General features: G+C 69.7%; 16 protein-coding genes, 1 tRNA gene, 1 pseudogene and 1 riboswitch. Of the genes and pseudogenes, 9 read left to right on the top strand and 9 right to left on the bottom strand.

Annotated elements, in window-relative coordinates; all coding sequences use genetic code 11:
- Nucleotides 1–972: 972 nt before the first annotated feature.
- A complete protein-coding gene (locus tag ACFQ2V_RS09165) occupies nucleotides 973–1,572 on the bottom strand; it encodes a hypothetical protein (protein WP_386052358.1) in 600 nt (199 codons plus the stop codon).
- Nucleotides 1,573–2,520: 948 nt separating this feature from the next.
- Between ACFQ2V_RS09165 and ACFQ2V_RS09160 the strand changes: the two genes are divergently transcribed.
- Both ACFQ2V_RS09160 and ACFQ2V_RS09155 read left to right on the top strand, forming a co-directional pair.
- Complete coding sequence (locus ACFQ2V_RS09160) at nucleotides 2,521–3,168, top strand: NADPH-dependent F420 reductase (RefSeq protein ID WP_386052357.1); 648 nt, start codon at nucleotides 2,521–2,523, stop codon at nucleotides 3,166–3,168.
- Between the two features lie 1,167 nt (nucleotides 3,169–4,335).
- Complete coding sequence (locus tag ACFQ2V_RS09155) at nucleotides 4,336–6,195, top strand: IS481 family transposase (protein WP_386052369.1); 1,860 nt, start codon at nucleotides 4,336–4,338, stop codon at nucleotides 6,193–6,195.
- A 326-nt stretch (nucleotides 6,196–6,521) separates the two neighbouring features.
- Here the strand turns inward: ACFQ2V_RS09155 and ACFQ2V_RS09150 are convergent, their stop codons facing one another.
- Genes ACFQ2V_RS09150 through ACFQ2V_RS09135 form a run of 4 tightly spaced genes read right to left on the bottom strand, consistent with a single transcriptional unit; the run spans nucleotide 6,522 to nucleotide 10,672 of the window.
- On the bottom strand, nucleotides 6,522–7,298 hold the full coding sequence (locus ACFQ2V_RS09150) for an SDR family NAD(P)-dependent oxidoreductase (protein ID WP_386052356.1): 777 nt from the start codon (nucleotides 7,296–7,298) through the stop codon (nucleotides 6,522–6,524).
- Between the two features lie 34 nt (nucleotides 7,299–7,332).
- Nucleotides 7,333–8,358, bottom strand: a complete 1,026-nt coding sequence (locus tag ACFQ2V_RS09145; RefSeq protein ID WP_386052355.1) for a transketolase family protein — start codon at nucleotides 8,356–8,358, stop codon at nucleotides 7,333–7,335.
- Nucleotides 8,355–9,278 carry a transketolase gene (locus tag ACFQ2V_RS09140; protein ID WP_386052354.1) on the bottom strand — a complete coding sequence of 308 codons (924 nt, stop codon included), beginning with the start codon at nucleotides 9,276–9,278 and terminating at the stop codon, nucleotides 8,355–8,357. Before ACFQ2V_RS09140 ends, ACFQ2V_RS09145 begins: the two co-directional genes overlap by 4 nt.
- Nucleotides 9,278–10,672: an MFS transporter gene (locus ACFQ2V_RS09135; RefSeq protein WP_386052353.1), complete on the bottom strand. Its 1,395-nt coding sequence runs from the start codon at nucleotides 10,670–10,672 to the stop codon at nucleotides 9,278–9,280. Before ACFQ2V_RS09135 ends, ACFQ2V_RS09140 begins: the two co-directional genes overlap by 1 nt.
- Nucleotides 10,673–10,833: 161 nt before the next feature.
- Here ACFQ2V_RS09135 and ACFQ2V_RS09130 point away from each other — a divergent pair.
- From ACFQ2V_RS09130 to ACFQ2V_RS09110, 5 genes and pseudogenes are all read left to right on the top strand, one after another.
- A pseudogene (locus ACFQ2V_RS09130) lies at nucleotides 10,834–11,028 on the top strand (GntR family transcriptional regulator); the annotation flags it as partial.
- A gap of 54 nt (nucleotides 11,029–11,082) precedes the next feature.
- Nucleotides 11,083–11,478 carry an FCD domain-containing protein gene (locus ACFQ2V_RS09125; protein WP_386052368.1) on the top strand — a complete coding sequence of 132 codons (396 nt, stop codon included), beginning with the start codon at nucleotides 11,083–11,085 and terminating at the stop codon, nucleotides 11,476–11,478.
- A gap of 553 nt (nucleotides 11,479–12,031) precedes the next feature.
- Nucleotides 12,032–13,579, top strand: a complete 1,548-nt coding sequence (locus tag ACFQ2V_RS09120) for a replication initiator (RefSeq protein ID WP_386052352.1) — start codon at nucleotides 12,032–12,034, stop codon at nucleotides 13,577–13,579.
- A gap of 15 nt (nucleotides 13,580–13,594) precedes the next feature.
- Complete coding sequence (locus ACFQ2V_RS09115; RefSeq protein ID WP_045190904.1) at nucleotides 13,595–13,780, top strand: helix-turn-helix transcriptional regulator; 186 nt, start codon at nucleotides 13,595–13,597, stop codon at nucleotides 13,778–13,780.
- Between the two features lie 55 nt (nucleotides 13,781–13,835).
- Nucleotides 13,836–14,981 (top strand): tyrosine-type recombinase/integrase, encoded by a 1,146-nt coding sequence (locus ACFQ2V_RS09110; RefSeq protein ID WP_386052351.1) that lies wholly within the window; start codon nucleotides 13,836–13,838, stop codon nucleotides 14,979–14,981.
- A gap of 44 nt (nucleotides 14,982–15,025) precedes the next feature.
- Here the strand turns inward: ACFQ2V_RS09110 and ACFQ2V_RS09105 are convergent.
- The 4 genes from ACFQ2V_RS09105 to ACFQ2V_RS09090 form a co-directional block, all read right to left on the bottom strand.
- Nucleotides 15,026–15,098 (bottom strand) — tRNA-Thr (locus ACFQ2V_RS09105).
- Between the two features lie 130 nt (nucleotides 15,099–15,228).
- Nucleotides 15,229–15,873, bottom strand: a complete 645-nt coding sequence (locus ACFQ2V_RS09100; protein WP_386052350.1) for a transglycosylase family protein — start codon at nucleotides 15,871–15,873, stop codon at nucleotides 15,229–15,231.
- 6 nt (nucleotides 15,874–15,879) lie between these two features.
- Nucleotides 15,880–16,065: riboswitch (cyclic di-AMP (ydaO/yuaA leader) on the bottom strand.
- A gap of 285 nt (nucleotides 16,066–16,350) precedes the next feature.
- A complete protein-coding gene (locus ACFQ2V_RS09095) occupies nucleotides 16,351–18,183 on the bottom strand; it encodes a serine/threonine-protein kinase (protein ID WP_386052349.1) in 1,833 nt (610 codons plus the stop codon).
- A 125-nt stretch (nucleotides 18,184–18,308) separates the two neighbouring features.
- Nucleotides 18,309–18,740, bottom strand: a complete 432-nt coding sequence (locus ACFQ2V_RS09090; RefSeq protein WP_386052348.1) for a CBS domain-containing protein — start codon at nucleotides 18,738–18,740, stop codon at nucleotides 18,309–18,311.
- 208 nt (nucleotides 18,741–18,948) lie between these two features.
- On the opposite strand from ACFQ2V_RS09090, the gene ACFQ2V_RS09085 reads away from it, so the two are divergent.
- Both ACFQ2V_RS09085 and otsB read left to right on the top strand, forming a co-directional pair.
- Complete coding sequence (locus ACFQ2V_RS09085; protein WP_386052347.1) at nucleotides 18,949–20,484, top strand: alpha,alpha-trehalose-phosphate synthase (UDP-forming); 1,536 nt, start codon at nucleotides 18,949–18,951, stop codon at nucleotides 20,482–20,484.
- On the top strand, nucleotides 20,481–21,284 hold the full coding sequence (gene otsB, locus ACFQ2V_RS09080) for a trehalose-phosphatase (RefSeq protein WP_386052346.1): 804 nt from the start codon (nucleotides 20,481–20,483) through the stop codon (nucleotides 21,282–21,284). Before ACFQ2V_RS09085 ends, otsB begins: the two co-directional genes overlap by 4 nt.
- Nucleotides 21,285–21,341 lie beyond the last annotated feature (57 nt).

Below are 21,341 nucleotides of genomic sequence, written 5' to 3'. Positions count from 1 at the left end.
AACCCATCGCCGCGATCGACAGCGGCGAATAGGCACCGAGGATCACCTCAAAGCCCACCACGCCCCGGGACGCTGTCCTGGTCCTCGCCCGAGAGGTCGACGGCGCGTCCGCGAACGCGCCAGAACAGACGGGTCGCACGGTCCAGGTTGGGAAGAGAGGGCACGTCCAGAGGGTGCCACGGAGCGCAGAGGGTGCAATCACGGTGACACGCGGGATTCAGGCAAATGTGCCGCCCGAGGCGGCTACGCTCGCCCGCTCATCAGGATCACGCGTTTACCGGTCATGCCGCGATGTGTTCTCGCTGGATCCATGCCGCGTTCAGCAAGTGACGCCGCTCTCTCGCAAGTCAACAGTCGACGTCGATCCATCCGTCCGAACGACACGCGCCACTGCCTTTGACGACATGCACACGCCAACCGCGATGAGCTTCCCGTCTGTGGCTGTAGCCCTCGAGATGATCACTGCGCTCGACGCCGGAGCGAATGTCAGGTTCGCGCCCGCCGTACACGTCGGCACCAGTTTGATGAACACGGCAGAGCCAGCGGTGGGAATCCCCGCGACACGGCTCTCGACACTTGCATCGGTGAGCACAGCGCCCGCAGCTGTCGCCGAGAGAACTTGCCCGGAGACGACGAGTGGCGGTGCGGCGCTCGACTCGACCGCGCGCTCGCACGCTGGAAAGACAAAGCCGGCGGCCAGGAGCGGAACGGCCGTGAGTGCCGTTCGGGCTCTCGAAACCACACGCCCAGCATCATTCGCGCTGAAGTGAGCTGCAATAGGGCCGCGCGCACGTTTTGGGTCCGTCACGGACACAGCACGCAAAACCGCGCTGGGGGGGACCCACGCCTCGCTGATGGCGTACTGCCCAACGGAGGGGATCCGCTACATCCAGGACCGGGTCGACCAGGGCCCGCTTCGGGCCGATCCACCATGAGCTCGAAGCAATGCTCGCGAAGGCGGCCGCCTGACCTTCAGCTTCGCTGAAGCGACAGGTGGACGGTGGCCGGGTCGCCGGGTCCGATGAGGAAGTGGCGGGACCAGGCCGGGTTCGTCGGGGCTGAGCCGCCGCACCATCGGGACCCTGGCGTGATCGTCGGGAAGTCCATCTGTTCGGCGACGGCGGCTGGCAGGGCGCTGACTGGGCGGGGGCCCTCGAGGCCGTCCTGGGTGCAGAACGCTTCGGCGATCGCGGCGTCGACGTGGAAGACGAACAGGTAGGTCTCGGCCGCATCGGCGTAGGTCTGTGTCTCGACCTTGTCGATGCTGGCGTGTTCGGGCAGGCGTAGCCCGGCGCGTTCGACCGCATCGACCGGGGTGCCGATGGCCGTGCCCTTTTTCGTGTTGGGGTCGGCGTACGCGAACCAGCCATAGACGGTCCCTGGCGTGGGCGGCGTAGGTGACGCGCCGGCGCCTGGCTCGAGTGAGCCACTGGTGCCGGCGTGGATGATGGCGGCCACAACCGGGATGAGCGCGGCCGTGACAGCGATGACGATCTGCACCCATCGTCGTCCGGACCGGCGAAGGCGCGGTGGTGCCTCGTCGGTGAGGGTGCTCTCGGGTTCGTCGTCCATGTCGGCCATTGTGCGCTCCACGGAGGACTCGGTTGCCGCGGACGGAGCGCCGGATTGACCGACGGCAAAGCACGTGTTCGTCTCCTCATCGGACTTGAAATGTTGGTGCCCGTCCGAAAGGCAAACGGGTCATTGCGACGCCAGGTGACAGGCGGGTGGATCACCAGAGCAACCCTTTTCTGCGCTTTCGGCAACAGGCTTGGTGGTTAGAACTGCCTCGTCCAGCTCAAGAGTCTCCTCGCCGAAATACTTCATGCCCAGAGCCGTCCACTCGCACGACGGAGCCGGCCTTCGTCCCAAACACCGGCCTGACCTCAACCAAGCCCACGGAAGTCGTGATCACGGTTCGTGGGCAGGACGGCAGCCTGCTCGCTCCCGCCATGCCCTCCACGGTGAGGCCGACTGGGTTCCAGCCGAACGGCCCACACGGCGAGCCTCCTGATTGGGTCGCCGCCACAGTCACACGTCCGACGGAGACGCACACTCTTGCTCATGCCGCCACGACCTTGTAGATCAGCGCGCGCTACTGCTCCGTGATGAGGTGCGTGGCTGGTCCGCCGCCCGGTGCGCCAGTGCGTATCGGTCCTTGTCCGACGGTTGACGCGGTCCCGTCCCAGGCGTCGACGGAACTACCCGTCGTAGTCGCTGGTGTCGATGTGGTTGACGCCGAGCTCGACGGTGCCTCGCAGCACCAGGACCGCGTCGCGGAAGTCGGGAGGGTGGGCTCTCAGGCGCATCGCACCGTACCCGACCCTGTCGACCGAACGACCTGCGAGCGCGAATGTTCTTGCAATGACGCCTCCGGGTGACCGGTGCGGTCAGCTCGCGGTCGATCCCAACGCCGCACGTTGATCCCCCCGCCGAACGGTGTTTGACTGGCAGAGTCCCTGCGCCCGCGGAGCCATGGGTTAACAGTGACTAGGGATGCGCCATCAGAAGGAGGCCGTCATGGCTGTTGCCATCATCGGAACCGGAAATATCGGCTCTCGCGTCGCACGCCGCCTCGCCGAGGGTGGCGAGGACGTCGTGGTCGCCGCAAGCGACCCGGAGAGCGCCCAGCAGGCAGCACAGCAGATCGGTTCCGGTGTCCGGGCTGCCGACGTCAACGACGCCATCGCGAACGCCGACATCGTTGTCTTCGCGACGTGGTTCGACACGACCAAGCAGCTGATCGCCGACAACACCGACGCGCTCACCGGCAAGATCGTCGTTGACCCCTCGAACAACATCGCCCCCGACGGTGACGGCTTCAAGAGCCTCAACCCCGAGGGTGTCTCGGCCGGCCAACAGCTCGCGCCCCTGCTCCCTCCGGACACGCGCTACGTCAAGGCGTTCGGCGCTCTTGGCGCTGAAAGCCTCGACGCCACGCAGACAGAGAACGGCGAGAAGGTCGCGTTCTACTACGCCACCGACGACGATGCCGCCGGTGCGGCCGTTGCCGATCTGATCACCCGGGGCGGCTGGGACGCAGTCCGGGCCGGCGGAGTGGACGACACCGGCCGCATCGAGGTCTTCGGCGACCTCCACCAGTTCGGCGGGCTGAACGGCCGCCTGCTCAGCAAGAGTGAGGCAGAGACCGCCATCGCCAGCCGGTGACTCCGAGCCGCGGAGAACTTTACGACTTCAGGCTCGACGAGATGCCACGAGCGGCGAGTGGGTCGGTCACGACTCCATTGTGTCGTTGGCCCATTTAGGTGTACGAATCTACCGCTGTGCGGGCGTGGGCGCGGCCAGGGGCGGCCCGGTGTCCGAAGCGCATGGAGGCCCTCGCGTCAAGCTGCTGGCGTGGCAGGACGAACGAGCGTCCTGCCACACCAACTGCGTTCAGCTTCCGGAGGCGGTGGCCGAAGTCCGTGGAGTGCACGGTGCCGGGGCGCATACGGCAGAGCCGTTAGTGACTTCACCCGCATAAGTGACTGCCGGCGTAGTCGTACTCGACCCTGGTCCTTGGCCAGAGCCACTGCCCATCTTTGGTCACCTTGGCCAACAGGAAGCGCTCCGCGACATGGCCACGTAACCGCAGGTCAGGGCACTATGCCAGCTGAGCACAGAGCTGGCGGGGGGACTCGAACCCCCAACCACCTGTTTGTGTCTGGCCCTATTGGTGGCCCTTGTTGTCTGCGCGAAAGTCGTTGGCGCTGAGCGTGTTCGGGGCCTCATTCTCTGCCATCACTTCCCCGGGCTGCTGGCCGCTTCGGCTCGAAATAGGTGGGCAAAGTGGTGGGTGACGCGAGTGGCTCCCCCAGCCAGGCGGGTCTGCGCATCGACCATCACCTGGCCGCTCGAGAAGGTGCCGCGCAGAAGGCGCTTGACCGACCCAGCCGGGCGGGCCGTAGACGGCAAGTCGTGCTCGAGTTGGGCAGTGGTCCTCCATGGGGCTCGGCTGAAGCGGCGACTGCTGGGGCTTCCCTCGTCCAGGCGCATGTGTCTCAACGACGGATCATCTAGCCTGCCGTCGGGAGTGGCCTCGGGGCGCGCGCCGCCCTGACTTGGTGAAAGCGTGGGGGCGGCGGGGTGCGCGAGGACGGCGCGCCAGCGCCGCCCGCAGCGCGGGGTCCCTGCCGCGGGTCCCCGCGCTTTTCTGCGCCGGAGGCGCAGCTTGAGCCAGTACAGAAACTCCTCACGACATCAATCTCAGGTACATGCCCGGCTCCGGTTGATGGTTGACACTCTGGCTCCAGTTGATGCTTGACAGTGGCCCTTGGTCGGGGGCTGCCTGCGAGGTACGTCGTTCGCGGGAGGTGCCTGACCGTGCTTGTGGAGTTGAGCGTCATGGAGCAGCGCTATCACGCGGTGATGGAGGTGCTGGAGTCGTTGGTCCCGGTTGCCGAGGTCGCCGAGCGGTACGGCGTCTCGCGTCAGTCGGTGCATGCCTGGTTGCGGCGGTATGCCGAGGGCGGGCTGCCGGGGTTGGCGGACCGTTCGCACCGGCCCCGTTCACATCCGGCGCAGGTGGATGCGGTGGTGGCTGCGCTGATCTGTCAGCTGCGGCGGGATCATCCACGGTGGGGTCCGCGGCGGCTGCTGCACGAGCTGGGGGTCCGGGGTGTGGTGCCGTTGCCGTCGCGCTCGACGGTGTACCGGGTGCTGGTGCGTGAGCATCTGGTGGCGGGGCGGGGCCGTCGTCGTCCTCGCTCGTCGTACACGCCGTGGCAGCGGCCGGCGCCGATGCAGTTGTGGCAGTTGGACATCACCGGGAAGGTGTGGCTCGCTGACGGCACCGAGCTGAAGCTGGTGACCGGGATCGATGACCATTCCCGGTTCGTGGTGATCGCCGGCGTGGTGCGCCGGGCGACGGGGCGGGCGGTGTGCGCGGCGTTCGCGGCCGCGCTGCAGGAGTATGGCTGCCCGGAGCAGGTGCTGACCGACAACGGCAAGCAGTTCACGGGCAAGTTCAACCGGCCGCGGCCGGCGGAGGTGTTGTTCGACCGGATGTGCCGCAAGAACGGCATCGAGCACCTGCTGACCGCGTTCCGGCACCCGACGACCACCGGGAAGATCGAGCGCTGGCACCAGACGCTGCAGCGGGAATGTCTCGATGGTCACGGGCCGTGCCCGGACCTGCAGGCGGCGCAGGCGATGATCGATGTGTTCCGCCTCGAGTACAACACCGCACGCCCGCACCAGGCGCTGGACATGGCGACCCCGGCTGTCAGGTTCAGCCCGGTCCCGGCGCCGCAGCGCGCCCTGCTGCCGGTGTGGCTGCCGTCGGGGCTCTCCGCAGTCCCGGCGGTGGTCGGGCCGGGGGTCTCTGTCGAGGTGGGGCTGGGCCCCGCCGGGACAGTGTGCGACGGCCCTGGTCGGGGTCAAGGTCGGTCGGACGTGGGGCGCTCCACCTTGACCCCTCCGGCAGGCCGCCGCGGGGAGCCGGGGTGGGGTCCCGCGCTGGCGGTGGAGGTGGACCGCGTGGTGCCCGAGTGCGGCAACCTGGCGGTGCGGCCACAACAGTTCTGGTTCGGGCCGGCGTTGGCCGGTCGCGCGGTCCGGTTGTGGATCAGTACCACCACCGTGCACGTGATGCTCGATGGGCAGCGGGTCAAGACGCTGCCCTCGCGGTTCAACGAGCTGCAGCTGGCCCGGCTCCTCGACGCCGGCGCGCGGCCGGCGGGACCACCGCCGGGACCACCGTCGGTGGCGATGCTGGCCGCCGGCGCCGCCGTCGAGCTCGAGCGCACCGTCACCGCGGTCGGGATCGTGGCCCTGGGCGGGCACACCCTCCAGGTCGGGTCGGCCCTCGCCGGGCAGCGAGTCACCCTTCGCCTCGAGGAGCACCTGATCCACGTCGTGCTCGACGGGCTACTGTGGCGGACCCTGCCCTCACCGCTTGAGCCCGAGGCCCGCGGCAGGCTCCGCGGTGCCCGCCTCGCCGGGCCCGCCCCGACCGTCGCACAGGACCCGCCCCGCGTTCAGCGCCGGGTGTCGTGCCGTGGCGGGATCCAGGTCTGCCGGCAACGCGTCCACGTCGGCCTGCCCCACGCCGGCACCATCGTGACCGTCGAGGTCGACCAGCGCCGCTTCCGGATCCTCGACGAGCACGACACCATCATCAAGACCGTCCCGCGCACCAACACCCAGGAGGTGACACGACACAAGGCCTACGGCCACACCGGCCGCAGTGCCTAGAAAGTGTCAAGCATCATCTGACGCCAACCCGTCAGCCCTCAACTGAACCAAGGCATCAATCTCAGGTACATGTCCTGTGTCGGGCGATGCTTGACAGTTGAGTGTCAGCTGATGCTTGACGCCGGCCGTTGTTGGCCACGCTGTTTGTCGCTGTTCCGTGGGCACCGTCGAGGCAGGGAGGCCGGGAATGGCATTGATAGTGATGTCGCTCGTCGAGCCAGCACGGACTGACGCGTCAGCCCTGACGGCCAATGACGGAACGTGGGTCAGCATCGGCACCCACGACCTCGTGACCACGACTGGTCACTATGACCTTCGCTGCCCACTCAGGCGACGTAGGTGCCACCGTTGATGCTCTGGGTGGTGCCGGTGATGTAGGCGGAGTCCTTGCAGCAGAGCCACACGAACAGGGCAGCGATCTCCTCGGGCCGGGCTTGTCGCTTGAGCGGCACGGCCGCCGCGAGGGCGCGCTCAGTGTCGTCGTCGCTGCCCACGCGGATGTCTGTGTCCACCACTCCCGGCGCGACGGCGTTCACGGTGATGCCGTGCTCCGCGAGTTCGCGAGCCATACCGCGGGTCAGGCCGAGGACGCCGGCCTTGGCGGCGGCGTACGAGGTCTTGGAGAACACCCCGCCGCCGTGCTGGGCGGTCACCGAGGACATGTTGACGACGCGGCCGTAGCCGCCGTCGATCATCTGCGGGACGAACGCCTGGCTGAGCAGGAACGGCCCGGTGAGGTTAACCGCCATGACCCGGTCCCACTCGCTGCGAGTGAGTTCGAGGAACGACGAGGGGCTCGGGATGCCGGCGATGTTGCACAGGGCACCGACGGTCGGCAGCTCGGAGGCAGCGACCTTCCCGGCCACCGTCGTGACGGCGGTCTCGTCGGTGACGTCGAGGGCGAAGGCGGCCACTTGGACGCCCGGGACGCGCTCGCGCACCGCGGCGGCCGCCTGCGCGAGGCCGTCCTCGTTGAGGTCGATGAGGGCGAGTGCCCAGCCCTCCTGGGCGAAGCGGACTGCGGTGTGGAAGCCGATGCCCCGCAGGGACGCGGCTCCGGTGACGACGGCTGTGCGGGTGCCGACTCCGGTGTTGAAGCTCATGAGACGTTCCTTCTGGTGTGGTGGCGGGTGGTACTCAACGCAGCGCGCTGAGGACGCGGGCGACGACCGAGTCGGTGGACAGCCCGTACTTGTCGTGCAGGGTGGGCAGGGCGCCGGCGTCGAGGAACTCGTCGGGCAGCCCGATGGGGTGCACCTGCCGGGCGACTCCGCGTCGGACCAGCGCACCGGCGACTGTTTCGAAGAGGCCGCCGATGACGGTGTGGTTCTCTGCCGTGAACGCGGGCCGGTCCGTGTCGAGCTGCGCGACCACGGTCTCCTCGTCGAACGGCTTGAGGGTGGCGCAGTGGACGACAGAGAGCTCCAGGCCGTGCAGCTCGGACAGCTTCTCTGCGGCGAGCAGTGCGCGCATGGTCATCAGGCCGGACGAGACGATGACGGCGTCGTCGCCGGGACGCACGACCTTGGCCTTGCCGACCTCGAAGGTGTAGCCGTACCGGTCGAGGATGCGCGGCACCTGGCCCCGCAGCAGCCGGGTGTAGGTCGGGCCCTCAATCGCGGCCGCGGCCGGGACGATCGCCTCGACGTCGACGGCGTCGGCCGGGTCGAAGATCGTCAGGTCCGGCATGCCGCGCAGGATCGCGACGTCCTCGGTGGCCTGGTGCGAGGGGCCGTAGCCGGTCGTGAGGCCTGGAAGAGCGGCGACGATGTTGACGTTGAGCCGGGGCTCGGCCGCGTCGAGGCACAGGAAGTCGTACGCGCGCCTCGTAGCGAACACCGAGTAGGTCGTCGCGAACGGGACCAGGCCCACCGCCGCCATCCCCGCAGCGGCGCCGACCATGAGCTGCTCGGCCATGCCCATCTCGAAGTAGCGGTCGGGGTGGGCGGCTGCGAAGACGTGCATGTCGGTGTACTTCGACAGGTCGGCGGTCAGGCCCACGACCCGCGCGTCCGTGCTGGCGAGGGCTGCCAGAGCGTGCCCGAAGGGCGCCGAGGTCGTCGGGACGCCCGGGTCTGCGATCGAGGCGATCATGGCCGCCGATCGTTTGACGGGCGTGGCGTTCGTCGTCGCGTTAGTCGTCGCGTTCAGTGTGGCGGTCATCGTCGTGCCTCTCCGTGCTCGTGGCCCTCGGTCAGCTGTGCTTTGGCGATCGGCCACTCCTCGGCGGCCACGCGCAGGAAGTGGAGCTTGTCCTTGGCCTCGAGCACGGGAACGCCCTTGGCAAGGCGGGTGTCGCACAGGATGACCTTCGGTCGGCCTTGTGCGGCAGCGCTGCCGGTAGCCCAGTCGAGTGCGGTCAGGACGGCTTCGAGGTCGTTGCCGTCGATGCGCTGGGCGTCCCAGCCGAAGGCGGCCCACTGGTCCTCGTGCTTCTCGAGGCGCAGGACGTCCTCGGTGCGGCCGTCGGCCTGCAGGCCGTTGAGGTCGACGAGGGCGATGAGGTTGCCGAGCTCCCAGTGGGCGGCCGACATGGCGGCCTCCCAGGTGGAGCCCTCGTTTAGCTCGCCGTCGGACAGCAGGTTGTAGACGAGCTGGCTGTTGAGGCCCTGGAGGCGCAGCCCGAGGGCCATCCCGACGGCCTGGCCGAGGCCATGCCCGAGGGAGCCACCGGAAATCTCCATGCCCGGCGTATACGTCTTCATGCCGGACATCGGCAGCCGGGACCCGTCGGCGGCATACGTCTGCAGCTCGGCTCTCGGGATGACCCCGGCCGCTGCGAGGGCGGCGTACGAGGCGAGCGCGTAATGCCCGATGGAGAGGAGGAACCGGTCCCGGCCCTCCCATTCCGGGTCGTCCGGGCGATGGTTGAGCCTGTCGCAGTAGACCGCCGCGAGGACGTCGGCGATGCCGAGGGCCTGGCCGACGTAGCCCTCACCTTGGGCCTGACCCTGCTCGAGGACGCCCATGCGGATGTCGTAGGCGGCATCGGCGACGCGGGACAGGCGGGCGCTGTCGATGGCGTTGCTGGCATGGGTGTCACTGGTGTTGGCAGCAGGCCGGCTGTGGGTCAGGGTTCCCATCAGTTCACCGCCTTGGCTGCGAGCGCGTGCCGGGCGGGGACGTCGCTGCGAAAGGAGTCGGTGGGCGTGGCGGCGCTGATGCGCTCGGCCTCCTGCCGCTCCTGCCGGCCCCACGTCTCACGTGTGACCAGGGTGGCGCCGAACCCGATGAGCGAGTAGGCCAGGAAGAGCAGGGCTGGTCCCGTCCACCCGTAGTGCATGTAGAGCAGCGTCGTCAGGAAAGGCGTGACGCCGGAGACCATCGCCGAGATCTGGTACGCCAGGGACGCCCCGGATGAGCGGGTGTTGGCCTGGAAGAGCTCGGGGAACCACGCGCCCTGCGCACCGGCGAGCGCGTTCTGGCTCACCGTGTAGCTGATGACGACGGTGACGACGACCGCAAGGAAGAGGCCGGTGTTGACGAGCAGGAACATCGGGATGGCCCACGCGGCGTTGAAGAGCGTCACCCAGAGGTAGACGGGGCGACGGCCGACACGGTCCGTCAGGGCGGCCCACCCCATGGTGGCGCCGATGCCCAGGGCGGAGGCGATGCACAGCGCGAGGATCGTCTCTGCGGAGGTGGCGAGCTTCGAGCTGTGCAGGTAGCTGATCATGTACGTGATCGCGATCGCGTAGCCGGCGGTCTCGGCGATGCGCAGGCCGATGCCGCGAAGGATGTTGCGCCAGTCGTCCTTGACGACCTGTTTGATGGGGTTCTTCACGACCGCCCCGGAGTCCTTGATCTCCTCGAAGACCGGTGACTCGGGCACCTTCGAGCGGATGATCAGACCGACGATGACGAGGACGGCGCTCAGCAGGAACGGCACGCGCCAGGCCCAGTCGCCCGGGAGCCGGGTGGATACGAGGAACGCGAGGTTGGCCAACAGAAGGCCGACGGGGAAGCCGGACTGCACGAATCCGGTGAACTTGCCGCGCTTGAGCCACGGCGAGTGCTCGTAGGTCATGAGGATCGCGCCGCCCCACTCGGCCCCGTAGGCCAGGCCCTGGATGATGCGGATGGTGACGAGCAGGGCCGGGGCGAGCGCGCCGACCTGAGCGTGGGTCGGCAGAGCGCCGATCAGGACGGTGGCAAGGCCCATGACAATGAGGGAGACGACGAGGACCGGCTTGCGGCCGACCTTGTCGCCCAGGTGGCCGCCGATGATTCCGCCGAGGGGACGGGCGACGAAGCCGACGCCGAGCGTGGCGAAGGCGGCCAGGGTGCCCACGAGCGGGTCCTTGCTGGGGAAGAACACGGTGCCGAAGTACAGCGCTGCGGCGGTACCGAAGCCGATGAAGTCGTAGGCCTCGATCACTGCGCCTGCGGTGGAGCCGAACGCCACCCGTGTCTGGTTACCGGTGCCGTGCACTGGGCCTCGCATCTGCAAGGACAACTTCGGCGGGCTGTTGGTCATGGCAGCCGCTCCTTCGCGTCTGTGCCCCACTTCGGTGTGCGGCGTTGATGTTGATTGTTAACTGTTAACAGTTGGCAGTCAAGAGTTGATCTTGAATTTGCCGACGACGACAATGCGAGGAGGGTGCGAGTGCGCCCGGTAAGGGGAAGAACGGCGTGACCATGGCGATCGTCAACCGCACGCTGCGCGAGCAGGTCCTGACCGAGCTCCGCGGGGCAATCCTCAGCGGAAGGTTCACGCCTGGGGAGAGGCTGGCGGAGGTAGAGCTCGCCGCTGAGTTTGGAGTGAGCCGCGGCACGGTTCGTGAAGCGTTGCGCACCCTTCACAACAGCGGCCTCCTGGAGGGGTCGGAGCGCGCCAGCCTGCGCGTTCGCAGACTCACACCGCGTGAGGTAATCGAGCTGTATGAGGTGCGAGCGGCACTCGAGGGGCAGGCAGTCGCGGCCGTCCTTCGCTCTGACGACGCCGAGGCGAAGGTCGACGAGCTGGAACTGATGCTTCCTGAGGCTGGCGCTGGCATGACCTATGCCGAGCGGTTCGAGCTCGATCTCGGCTTCCACGAGGCGCTGTGCCGGCTCTCGGGCAACGAGACATTGCTGGCTATGTGGACCAGCATCAAGGACCTGATGCGGATCTCGTTGCTTACAGCACCTGATCAGGCGTCGGGTTCGCTTATGGCCAAGAGCCACCATCAGCCCATCATCGACGTCATGCGAACTGGGGACGCTAATCGCGCACGCGCGGTGCTGTCGGCGCACATGGAGACTGCCGCGGAGGTCTGGAGTGGGAGGGCCCTCTCTCGCTAGCTGCGCTGGCCAAGTAGGTCGCCGCCGGCGAATTGTTGCCAGGGCCGCCGCCGCGCCGCCGTCCCCAGCTGACACAAGCCACATCATCGGCAGGATCGCAACATTCGATCCTCCGCACGCGAGGACTGTCACGCGCGCGACCGCGTCGCCTAGCCTCCTCGGCACGTGGCTGAATGTTCGACCGCGCGACACGCGGCGTGTTTCTTCGTGGATCGGCGCCTCGGGCGTGGATGGTGGGGAGTGCGGACACACCCACACAAAAGACCTGAACTGACAAAACTGCGGGCTAGATGCCCTGGGGGTCGGCTCCCCACCCCGGCCAGAGGCCATACACACGAATAGCCGCCACACACACAGACACGCATCGACTGGTCCGCCATCTTCTTCGTGATCTCTTGACGTGACCTGGCGTGTGCGCGGCTCCCCGCGACGCCGGCATTTTCTTCTCGATCGTTTCTGGGCCGCCCTTTCGGACCGGGTGTGCCGTGCAGCGGGAGCCGCAGTACCTGCACGGCACACCCACCCGGACCGCTAGGGAAGGGGGTGGCCGACGATGACCCGGGAAACACGAGACCGCGTCTGGGACGCCGTCCCCCTCCGCTCGACAGAACAGGCTGGTGAGGGCCACCCGCTGGACCTGGACCACCTCGACCCGGCGACCGAGGCGCAGGTCGTCGCCCGGCTCCTGTCGCGCGACTTCGACGCCTGGTCCGAAGCCGCCTCCCGAGTCGGCCACTGCGCCAAGCCGATCCGGCTCCACGGCTCCTCCCAAACGGTCGACGCGGCCACCGGTGAGGTGCTCTCGAGCTTCTCCTCGGCCGACAGCCCGCTCGGCGTCCTGCACGTCCGCTGCGGCAACCGCCGCGCCGCCGACTGCCCGTCCTGCTCTCGCGTCTACGCCGCAGACACGTTCCACCTGATCCGGGCCGGCGTCGTCGGCGGCAAAGGCGTCCCCGATCAGGTGCGGGAGAACCCGCTCGTCTTCGCGACCCTGACCGCGCCCTCCTTCGGACCGGTGCACGGCACCCGCAACGGCCGGCGTTGCCGCCCATATCGGGCCAAGGACGACGCGGACCGGTGCGTGCACGGCCGGTCAACGGTCTGCCACGCCACGCATGTCGAGGGTGACCCGCTGCTCGGGCAGCCGCTGTGCGGGGACTGCTACGACTACCCCTCGCACATCGTGTGGCAGTGGTGGGCGCCCGAGCTGTGGCGCCGGTTCACCATGACCCTGCGCCGCACCCTCGCCCGGATGCTCGGGATCGGCGCCAACCGGCTCGCGCAGATCGCGACCGTCCAGTTCGCCAAGGTCGCCGAGTACCAGCTGCGCGGTCTCGTCCACTTCCACGCCCTCGTCCGCGTCGACGGCAAGCCCTCTGACGACGGCGACGCACAGGCGGCGGCTCCGGCCGGGATCACCGCGGCTCTGCTGTCGGCCGCGATCGAGACCGCGGCCGTGTCCGTGTGGTTCGACGCCCCGCCCCTGTTCGGTGGCGACCCGGCCCGGCGGCTCCGGTTCGGCGCTCAAGTCGACGCGCGCCCCGTCCGCGACGCCCACCGCACCGACGACCCAGAGCAGCAGCTCGAGGCCGAGCAGGTCGCCGGCTACCTGGCTAAGTACGCAACGAAGTCCGCGGCCGACTCGACCGACACGGCCAGCCCCCACCTTCACCAGCTCCGCGCCACCATCGCCCAGACCGTCGACCGGCAGCAGGTCGAGGCGGCCGCCACCGACCAACCGTTGGCCGAGCACCCGTACGCGCTGCTGGGCAAGTGGGCGCACATGCTCGGGTTCCGCGGGCACTTCTCCTCCAAGTCCCGCCGCTACAGCGTCACCCTCGGACGCCTGCGCCGCGCCCGCGTCCGGTTCCAACGCCGCCTCGCTGCGGCCAAGGTGGAGGGTCGCACCCTCGAGGCCCGGGACCTCGAGGACCTGCTCGAAGACGAGGACACCGAGACCACCCTCGTCGTCGGCCACTGGACGTACGCCGGATCCGGCTGGGACACCGACGGCGACGCGGAGCTCGCCAAGGCAGCGGCAGCCCGCGCGCGTGAATACGCACAGGAACGAGCAGCCCAGACACGACAGAAGTCCAACTGAGAGAGGCAGATTGAAGTGAAGACGACATTTGTTCCGCTGCTCAAGGTGGCGGAGGTTGCGGAGTACCTAGGGGTCCCGGTCCAGACCCTCTACGACTGGAGGATGCGCAAGCGCGGACCGCGGGCCGTCAAGGTGGGGCGCCACCTGCGCTACCGGCCAGAGGACGTCGAGCGCTGGCTCGACGAGCAGACGGCGGCGTGAGATGCCTCGTGAGCGCCTGAAGCCAGGCGAGTGGGGTGAGATCTCGACAGCCCGGGTGTCGGCCAGCCCGATCCGTCACCGCGCCCGGGCCCGACTTCGTGGTCAGGATGGGCGGGTCCGCGTCGTCGAGCGCATCGGTAAGACACGTAGAGCTGCGGTCGAGTCGCTCACGGAAGCGCTCGAGGAGCTCGCACGGTCGGCCGGCGACGGTGGTCTGACGCGCCAGGACACGTTCGATGCGGCCGCCCGGGACTGGCTGGGTGAGATCGCACGGTTGGTGGAGAGTGGCCAGCGCTCCGCGGGGACCTTGGAGACGTACATGCGCGCCTTGGACGGTCACGTCCTGCCGGCGTTGGGCGGCCTGCGCCTGGGACAGGTGACGACACCGGCCGTGAACCGCGTCATCGTCGACCTTCACACGTCGGTCGGGGCAGCGACTGCGCGGACGTGTCGCTCCATCGTCTCGGGAGTGATGGGCCGCGCCGTTCGCCACGGCGCCGTACCGGTCAACCCGGCCCGAGACGTCGAGCGTCTGCGATCGAGGCCGAAGCGTCAGCCGCGAGCTCTGACCGTCGCCGAGCGGACGCAGTGGTTCGTCGGGGTGGCGGCCGACAGGAAGGCGATGGAGCGGGACATCCTGGACCTGTCCGCGTTCCTCCTGGCAACAGGTCTCCGCATCGGCGAGGCACTGGCCGTGATCTGGTCCGAGATCGACTTCGACACCTCGACGGTCACCGTGTCGTCGACGCTCATTCGCGTCACCGGACGAGGGCTGATCCGGAAGGGCACCAAGTCGGACGCCGGCCAGCGCAGCCTCCTGCTCCCCGGCTGGTGCATCGCGATGCTGCGCCGCCGAGCGCAAACCCTCTACGACCCGAGCCGCCCGGTGTTCGGCACGATCGACGGCGAGTTCCGGGACCCCCGGAATGTCAGTCGGTTCCTTAAGGAAGCCCGTGAGGCGGTCGGCCTGGAATGGGTGACGGCACACGCCTGGCGCAAGACGACGGCAACCGTCCTCGACGAGATGGGCGCCACGGGCCGGATGATCGCCGACCAGCTGGGCCACACGCGCGTCTCGATGGCCCAGGACGTCTACCTGGGCCGCGGCCTTGTCGACCCTCGGGTGCTGGCCGCGCTCGAGGCGGTGGACCCTCTCCGTGGCCTCGCGACGGCCGAAAAAGGTGGGCAAAGCGGTGGGTGAGGCGGCCATGTACGCGGTGCGCGCCACGTATTCGCAGGTCAGAGAGCTGGCGGGGGGACTCGAACCCCCAACCACCTGTTTACAAGACAGGTGCGCTGCCAATTGCGCCACGCCAGCACTGCCCGCGCCACGTGCGCGGACGGGCGAAAGCGTAACCGAGGGGGACGGCATACGCCCAAAGAAGGACGGCCCCGCGCGACCCAGGGGTTGGTCGCGCGAGGCCGTCCGGCTCAGTTCTACCAGTTACTCAGGGCAGACGCAGTACCTGGCCCACGAAGATCAGGTTCGGGTTGGAGACGCGCGCGGCGTTGGCCCTCCAGAGGGCCTTCCAGCCGCCGGCGACGTGGTAGCGCGCGGCGATCTTCCCGAGCGAGTCGCCGCTGCGCACGGTGATGCGGGCGCCCTTGGCGGCGGTCGCGGCCGGCTTGGCGTACGTCTTCTTCTTGACGACCTTCTTCGTCACGACCGGCTTGCGCACCGTGGAGCGCGACACCGGCGCCGTGGTGGCTCCGCCGTTGGCGCGCGTGAGGCCGGCACGCTTCGAGCACACGGGCCAGGCGCCCGGGCCCTGCGACGCGAGCACGCGCTGCGCGATCGCGATCTGCTCCGCCTTGGTGGCGAGGTCGGCGCGCGGGGCGAAGGCGCGGCCGCCGTAGCCGACCCACGTGCTCTGGACGAACTGGAGGCCTCCGTAGAAGCCGTTGCCCGTGTTGATGGACCAGTTGCCGCTCGACTCGCACGCGGCGACGCGGTCCCAGACGGTGGCGGCCTTGGCCGACCCCGCGGTCGTGATGCCACCGACGATGGTGGCGGCTCCGGCGATCCCGACTCCTGCGATGCGCTGCTTGACCGACACCTTCTTGGCGGCAGCGTGCTTGGACAGGTACTGCATGAGTGCTTCCTTCCTGACGCGCGCCTGCGGGGTTAGCTGTCGGGTTAGGGCGTCAGGTGCCCCGTCGCTCGCGCGACCTCACCCCAAGGCCAGATCTCGTCCTCTTGTCATGCGCTGGATCGCACATGCACTCACTGGCCACACTGGGTCCCCCGTCCTCGCCCGGCCCACGGGTGTGGGCTACATCCCTGGCTGGCGAGGCTCGGCGCGCTCAGGGAACGGATATTGATGGGTGCCATGTGAAGTTGTGGAAGCGTTCGTGTGGAGCCGGACGCGCAGAGGCGGCCCGGGGTCGAGTGGTGAGACCCCCAGTCCGACCCGAGAGCCGGGGCCGCCGAGCAACGACGGTACGTGACGACGGAGGGCCGCACAAGACATGTCGAGACACTTCCGTGATCTTTTCTTGATCCGGATCGGTGGCCCGATGAGGTACACGGGCAAGCGACCGGGCAGCACCCTGAAAGGGGTGACGCCGCCTCAGCGGCCGAGCGGGTTTCCCGCGAAGGGCGCCCACGTCAGGCTGTCGCCGTGCTGGAGCGCGACGAGCGCCACGACGATTCCGGCGACCGCGAGCACCAGGGTGACGACCTGGTTGGCGATGCCCGCGGGCACGAGCCGGCGCGCCATCGAGCGCGACCCGCGGCGCAGCGACGCCCCACCCGGCCCCCACCAGAGCACGAGCAGACCGGCCACCGCGCCCACGGCGAGCGTGACGGGCGCGCCGGGACCGAGCTCGGTGCCCTGCGTGCCGGCGAGCATCAGCGCCACGGCGTAGATGCTCGCGAGGGCCACTGCGGCGGGGAGCAGGAGCCCGACGACCGTGGCCACGGCGCCGACGACGAGGTGCCACGGGCTGGAGACGACGGCGAAGGGCACGTCGCTGCGCCGCCTGCCGTAGTCGTAGCGGCGCAGCACGAGCGCCGTGACGGAGCGGTCGGTGGCCCGTGCGAGCACCGAGAGCGCGACGAGGGCGACGAGGGCCATGCCGGGCCACGCCATCAGCGCCCCGGTCCAGGCGAGCGCCACGGCGGCGAGCAGCCCGCTGCGCATGGGCATCCCGATGCGGGGGTCGCCCTCGCGCTCGACGAGCTCGTCATCGCCGTCCCAGTCGTCGTCGCCCCAGTGGTCCTCGTCGCCGACGCGTCCGTGGCGCTCGTCGTACGCCTCCGCGCCGCCCCAGTCGCCGTCGGGTTCGTCGTCCCACCTGCCTGCGTATGCCGCCTGACCGGGTGCCGCTGCCGGCGCGCCCGTCGGGGGTGGCGCCCAACGCGCCGGCTCGCCGACCGGCTGGACCGCCGTGGCGCTGACGGGCGGCATGACGGCGGTGCTGCGGCCTTGGACGACCTGCGTGTCGCCGGGGCCGGCGGGCGCCGCACCGGACGAGCCGGCATCCCAGGGCCCGCCGCTCGGCGTGGGAACCGTCGCGGCGCGCCCGGCGGCATACAGCTCGAGCGCCGAGAGCACGTCGTCGGCGTGGGGGCGACGAGCCGGGTCGGGTGAGAGCGACGCGCGGAGCAGCGGGACGAGGCGTGGGTCGACACCGTCGAGGTCGACGTCGCCGGCGCGGACGCGGGTGAGGACGGCGTCCATGCGGGCGCGGCCGAACGGCGGGCGGCCCGACGCGGCATACGTGATCGTGGCGGCCCAGCCCCACCAGTCGGTGGCGTCGGTGATCGCGGCACCCTCGACGAGCTCGGGCGAGAGGTAGCCGGGCGTGCCCATGACGAGGCCGCCCACCGTGTGGCGCACGTCGTCCTGGAGGTGCGCGATCCCGAAGTCGATGAGCACCGGCTCACCGTCCTCGATGAGGACGTTGCCGGGCTTGATGTCGCGGTGCACGACGCCGCACGCGTGGATGGAGCGGACCGCCTCAGCGATGCCGCGGGCCACCCGCACGAGCTGGGCCGGCTCCATGGGGCCGTGGTCCTCGACGACCTCGTCGAGGGCGGGGCCGGGCACGTAGCGGGTGACGATGTAGGGCCGGGGTGCCATGACGTCGGCGTCGATGACGCTGGCGACGCGGGCGTCGCGGATGCGCGAGAGGGTCTCGACCTCGCGAGCCAGGCGCTGGCGGGCATCTGCGTCGTGGGCGACGTGCGCCCGCAGCACCTTGATCGCGACGGCGCGGCCGCGGGGGTCGAGGGCGAGGTGCACGACCCCCATGCCCCCCTCGCCGATCTCCTCGATGAGGCGGTACGGTCCGATGCGCTGGGCGGAGCCCGACCCCCCGGGCGGCCCCATCGGTACACCACCGGTGCGTGCGCCGGTGCGCGGGCTGGGCACCCGCTCGGTCCGGTCGTACGCAGTCATGCCCCTACGGTATGCGACCAACCCGTGGACGCCGGAACCCCGCGACAGCGTGCCGCGGTTGTCCTGCTTCGTCCGTTCTGTGCCGGGCGCCCGGCCACGGGTGTGGAACGGTCGGGCGGCCGGTGTCAGCTGGTGATGTAGTCGCGCAGCTGATCGCGCTCCGACTGCAGCTCGGAGAGCCGGTGCTTGACGATGTCGCCGATGCTGACGATCGCGGCGAGGCGCCCGTCGGCGTCGACGATGGGGACGTGGCGCACCCTCATCTCGGTCATGGTGCCGGCGAGGTCGGCGATGTCGTCGCTCGCGTGGCCGGTGGTGACGTCGCTCGTCATGATCTGCGAGACGGGCGACTGGAGGATGCCCGGGCCGGTGGCGTGCAGGTGTCGCACGATGTCGCGCTCGCTGACGATGCCGTCGACGGACCCGCCGTCGGTGCTCACGACGACGGCACCGATGCGGTGCTCGTCCAGCAGGGCTAGCAGCGTGGCCACCGTCTCGTCCGGCTTGATGGTGATGACCTCGTTGCCCTTGTTGCGCAGCACGTCGGAAATCTTCACGGCGACTCCTTCACCTCGGCGCGATGCCCTCGGCGGCCTGAATGCGTCCACCAGAGATGCCCTGACTCGACCCTAGAGCGGGACCGCATCAGGCGCCACCGTTCCGTCGTTAGAGTGAGACCGATCGCGGTCCACCTCGCCTCGGGCCCCGCCCGCGACCTCGGCGTGGGCCGGGTCGAGTCCCCTTCGAACTGCAGGAGCTGATTGGGTGCCGTCCGAACGACCGACCTTCGACCTCGTCGTGGCCGCGAACAGGCTGCCTGTCGACAAGGTCGTCACCGACGACGGGGAAGTCGAGTGGCGACGCAGCCCCGGCGGCCTCGTGACCGCGATGGAGTCCGTCATGCGCAGCCAGCCCGGCGCCTGGGTCGGATGGGCCGGCGACGCGGGCGAGGCACCCGACCCGTTCGACGAGGACGGCATCCACCTGCACCCGGTGGCGCTGTCGGCCGACGAGATCCGCGACTACTACGAGGGCTTCTCCAACGACACCCTGTGGCCGATCTACCACGACGTCATCGTGCCGGCGACGTTCCACCGCGAGTGGTGGGCCGCCTACCGCGCCGTCAACGAGCGGTTCGCGCGAGCCATCGCCGAGGTGGCCGCCGAGGGCGCCCGCGTCTGGGTGCAGGACTACCAGCTGCAGCTCGTCCCGATGCTCGTGCGCCAGCTGCGCCCCGACGTGCGCATCGGCTGGTTCAACCACATCCCGTTCCCGCCCGTCGAGCTCTTCGCCCAGCTGCCCTGGCGCGCACAGCTGCTCGAGGGCCTGCTCGGCGCCGACTTCCTCGGCTTCCAGCGTCAGGCCGACGCCCGCAACTTCGTGCGCGCCTGCCGGCAGCTGCTCGGCGCCCCCACGAAGCGCGACCGTGTCACCGTCGAGGGCACCCAGCGCCAGGTCCGCGCAGCGGCGATCCCGATCTCCGTCGACTTCCAGGGCCTCGAGCAGCTCGCGAAGCGGCCCGACGTCATGGCCCGCGCCCGCGAGATCCGCGAAAGCCTCGGCAACCCCAAGGTGCTCATGCTCGGCGTCGACCGGCTCGACTACACCAAGGGCATCCGGCACCGGCTCAAGGCGTACGAGGAGCTGCTGTCCGAGCGTCGACTCGGCCCGCCCGAGGTGACCCTCGTGCAGGTGGCGACGCCGAGCCGCGAACGCGTCGAGGCCTACCGGATGCTCCGCGCCGAGATCGAGCAGACCGTCGGTCGCATCAACGGCGACCTCGGCCAGATCGGCGCCCCCGCGGTGCACTACCTGCACCACTCCTACCCGCGTGAGGAGATGGCGGCCCTGTTCCAGGCGGCCGACGTCATGCTCGTGACGCCATTGCGCGACGGCATGAACCTCGTCGCCAAGGAGTACGTCACGTGCCGCCACGACCTCGGCGGCGCGCTCGTGCTCTCGGAGTTCACCGGGGCCTGGCACGAGCTGCACCAGGCCTTCGCGTGCAACCCGCACGACATCGAGGGCCTCAAACAGACCATCCTGCGCGCCATCAACACCCCGGCCAAGGACAAGCAGCGCATCATGAAGGCCCTGCGCCGCCGCGTCGCCGACCACGACGTCCAGCGCTGGGCGGCCCGCTACCTCGCCGCGCTCGACGCCGCCCCCGAGCAGCCCCGCCCCGACCCGCGCGGCCGGCCGACCCCGCACGCCGAGGACACGCCGCTCATGCCCTCCCCCACCGAGCAGCTCCGGGCCGCAGGGGAGTCCGGATCGTCGCGCAGCCGGTCGCGCTCGTGAGCATCGAGGCGCCGAGCGCCGAGGTCCTCGAGCGCGCAGCCGCCGCCTCGTCGCTGCTCGTGGCGACCGACTTCGACGGTGTGCTCGCGCCCTTCGATTCCGACCCCATGCGGGTCGCCCCCCTGCCCGGCACGATGGACACCCTCCGCGCCCTGGCGGCGCTCCCCCACGTCCACGTCGCCGTGGTCTCGGGCCGCGACCTCGAGACGCTCCGCACCCTCACGGGTCTCGGCGACGACGAGGCGATCGTCCTCATCGGCAGCCACGGTGCCGAGTCGTCGAGCGCCGCGGTGCGCGAGGCGATGGAGGCGGCCGCCGTCACTCCCGACGACGAGAGGACCCTCGCCGAGCTCCGCTCGGACATCGAGGCGCTCGTCAGGCAGTCGCACCCGGGGGCCGGCATCGAGTACAAGTCGGCGGCCGTCGTCGTCCACGTCCGCGGCCTGCCGCGCGAGGTCGGTGACGCTGCCATCGCCGACGCGCGACGGGTCGCGCTCGACCACGCCGGCGTCAAGGTGCTCAAGGGCAAGTCGGTGCTCGAGCTCTCGGTGTCGCACGCCGACAAGGGGTCCGCCGTCACGGCCCTCGGCCGCCACGTCGGTGCCGCCGCGCGGGTCTACCTCGGTGACGACGTCACCGACGAGGACGCCTTCATGCGGATGACCCGCCCCGAGGACGTCACGATCAAGGTCGGCACCGGCTCGACCGCGGCCCGCTACCGCCTCGACGACGAGCCGGCCGTCGCCGAGCTGCTCACCGAGCTCTGCCGGCTGGCCTCAGCCGCCCACGTCGCCGGCTGACGTTCGAGACCGCACCGCCCGGCATACGCAAGCGGTGTGATCGCCACGACCCCGAAC

The organism is Terrabacter terrigena (assembly GCF_042676085.1).
Classification (GTDB): Bacteria; Actinomycetota; Actinomycetes; order Actinomycetales; family Dermatophilaceae; genus Terrabacter; species Terrabacter terrigena.
The sequence above is the reverse complement of the archived record's forward strand: the minus strand, read 5'-3'. Positions and strand labels throughout refer to the sequence as shown.

What these genes read in the sequence shown, in the direction of transcription:
- ACFQ2V_RS09100 (WP_386052350.1), bottom strand. Translation starts at nt 15,873, where the DNA reads ATGCAGTACCTGTCCAAGCACGCTGCCGCCAAGAAGGTGTCGGTCAAG.
- ACFQ2V_RS09135 (WP_386052353.1), bottom strand. Translation starts at nt 10,672, where the DNA reads ATGACCAACAGCCCGCCGAAGTTGTCCTTGCAGATGCGAGGCCCAGTG.
- ACFQ2V_RS09150 (WP_386052356.1), bottom strand. Translation starts at nt 7,298, where the DNA reads ATGAGCTTCAACACCGGAGTCGGCACCCGCACAGCCGTCGTCACCGGA.
- ACFQ2V_RS09145 (WP_386052355.1), bottom strand. Translation starts at nt 8,358, where the DNA reads ATGACCGCCACACTGAACGCGACGACTAACGCGACGACGAACGCCACG.
- ACFQ2V_RS09095 (WP_386052349.1), bottom strand. Translation starts at nt 18,183, where the DNA reads ATGACTGCGTACGACCGGACCGAGCGGGTGCCCAGCCCGCGCACCGGC.
- ACFQ2V_RS09120 (WP_386052352.1), top strand. Translation starts at nt 12,032, where the DNA reads ATGACCCGGGAAACACGAGACCGCGTCTGGGACGCCGTCCCCCTCCGC.
- ACFQ2V_RS09160 (WP_386052357.1), top strand. Translation starts at nt 2,521, where the DNA reads ATGGCTGTTGCCATCATCGGAACCGGAAATATCGGCTCTCGCGTCGCA.
- ACFQ2V_RS09140 (WP_386052354.1), bottom strand. Translation starts at nt 9,278, where the DNA reads ATGGGAACCCTGACCCACAGCCGGCCTGCTGCCAACACCAGTGACACC.
- ACFQ2V_RS09165 (WP_386052358.1), bottom strand. Translation starts at nt 1,572, where the DNA reads ATGGACGACGAACCCGAGAGCACCCTCACCGACGAGGCACCACCGCGC.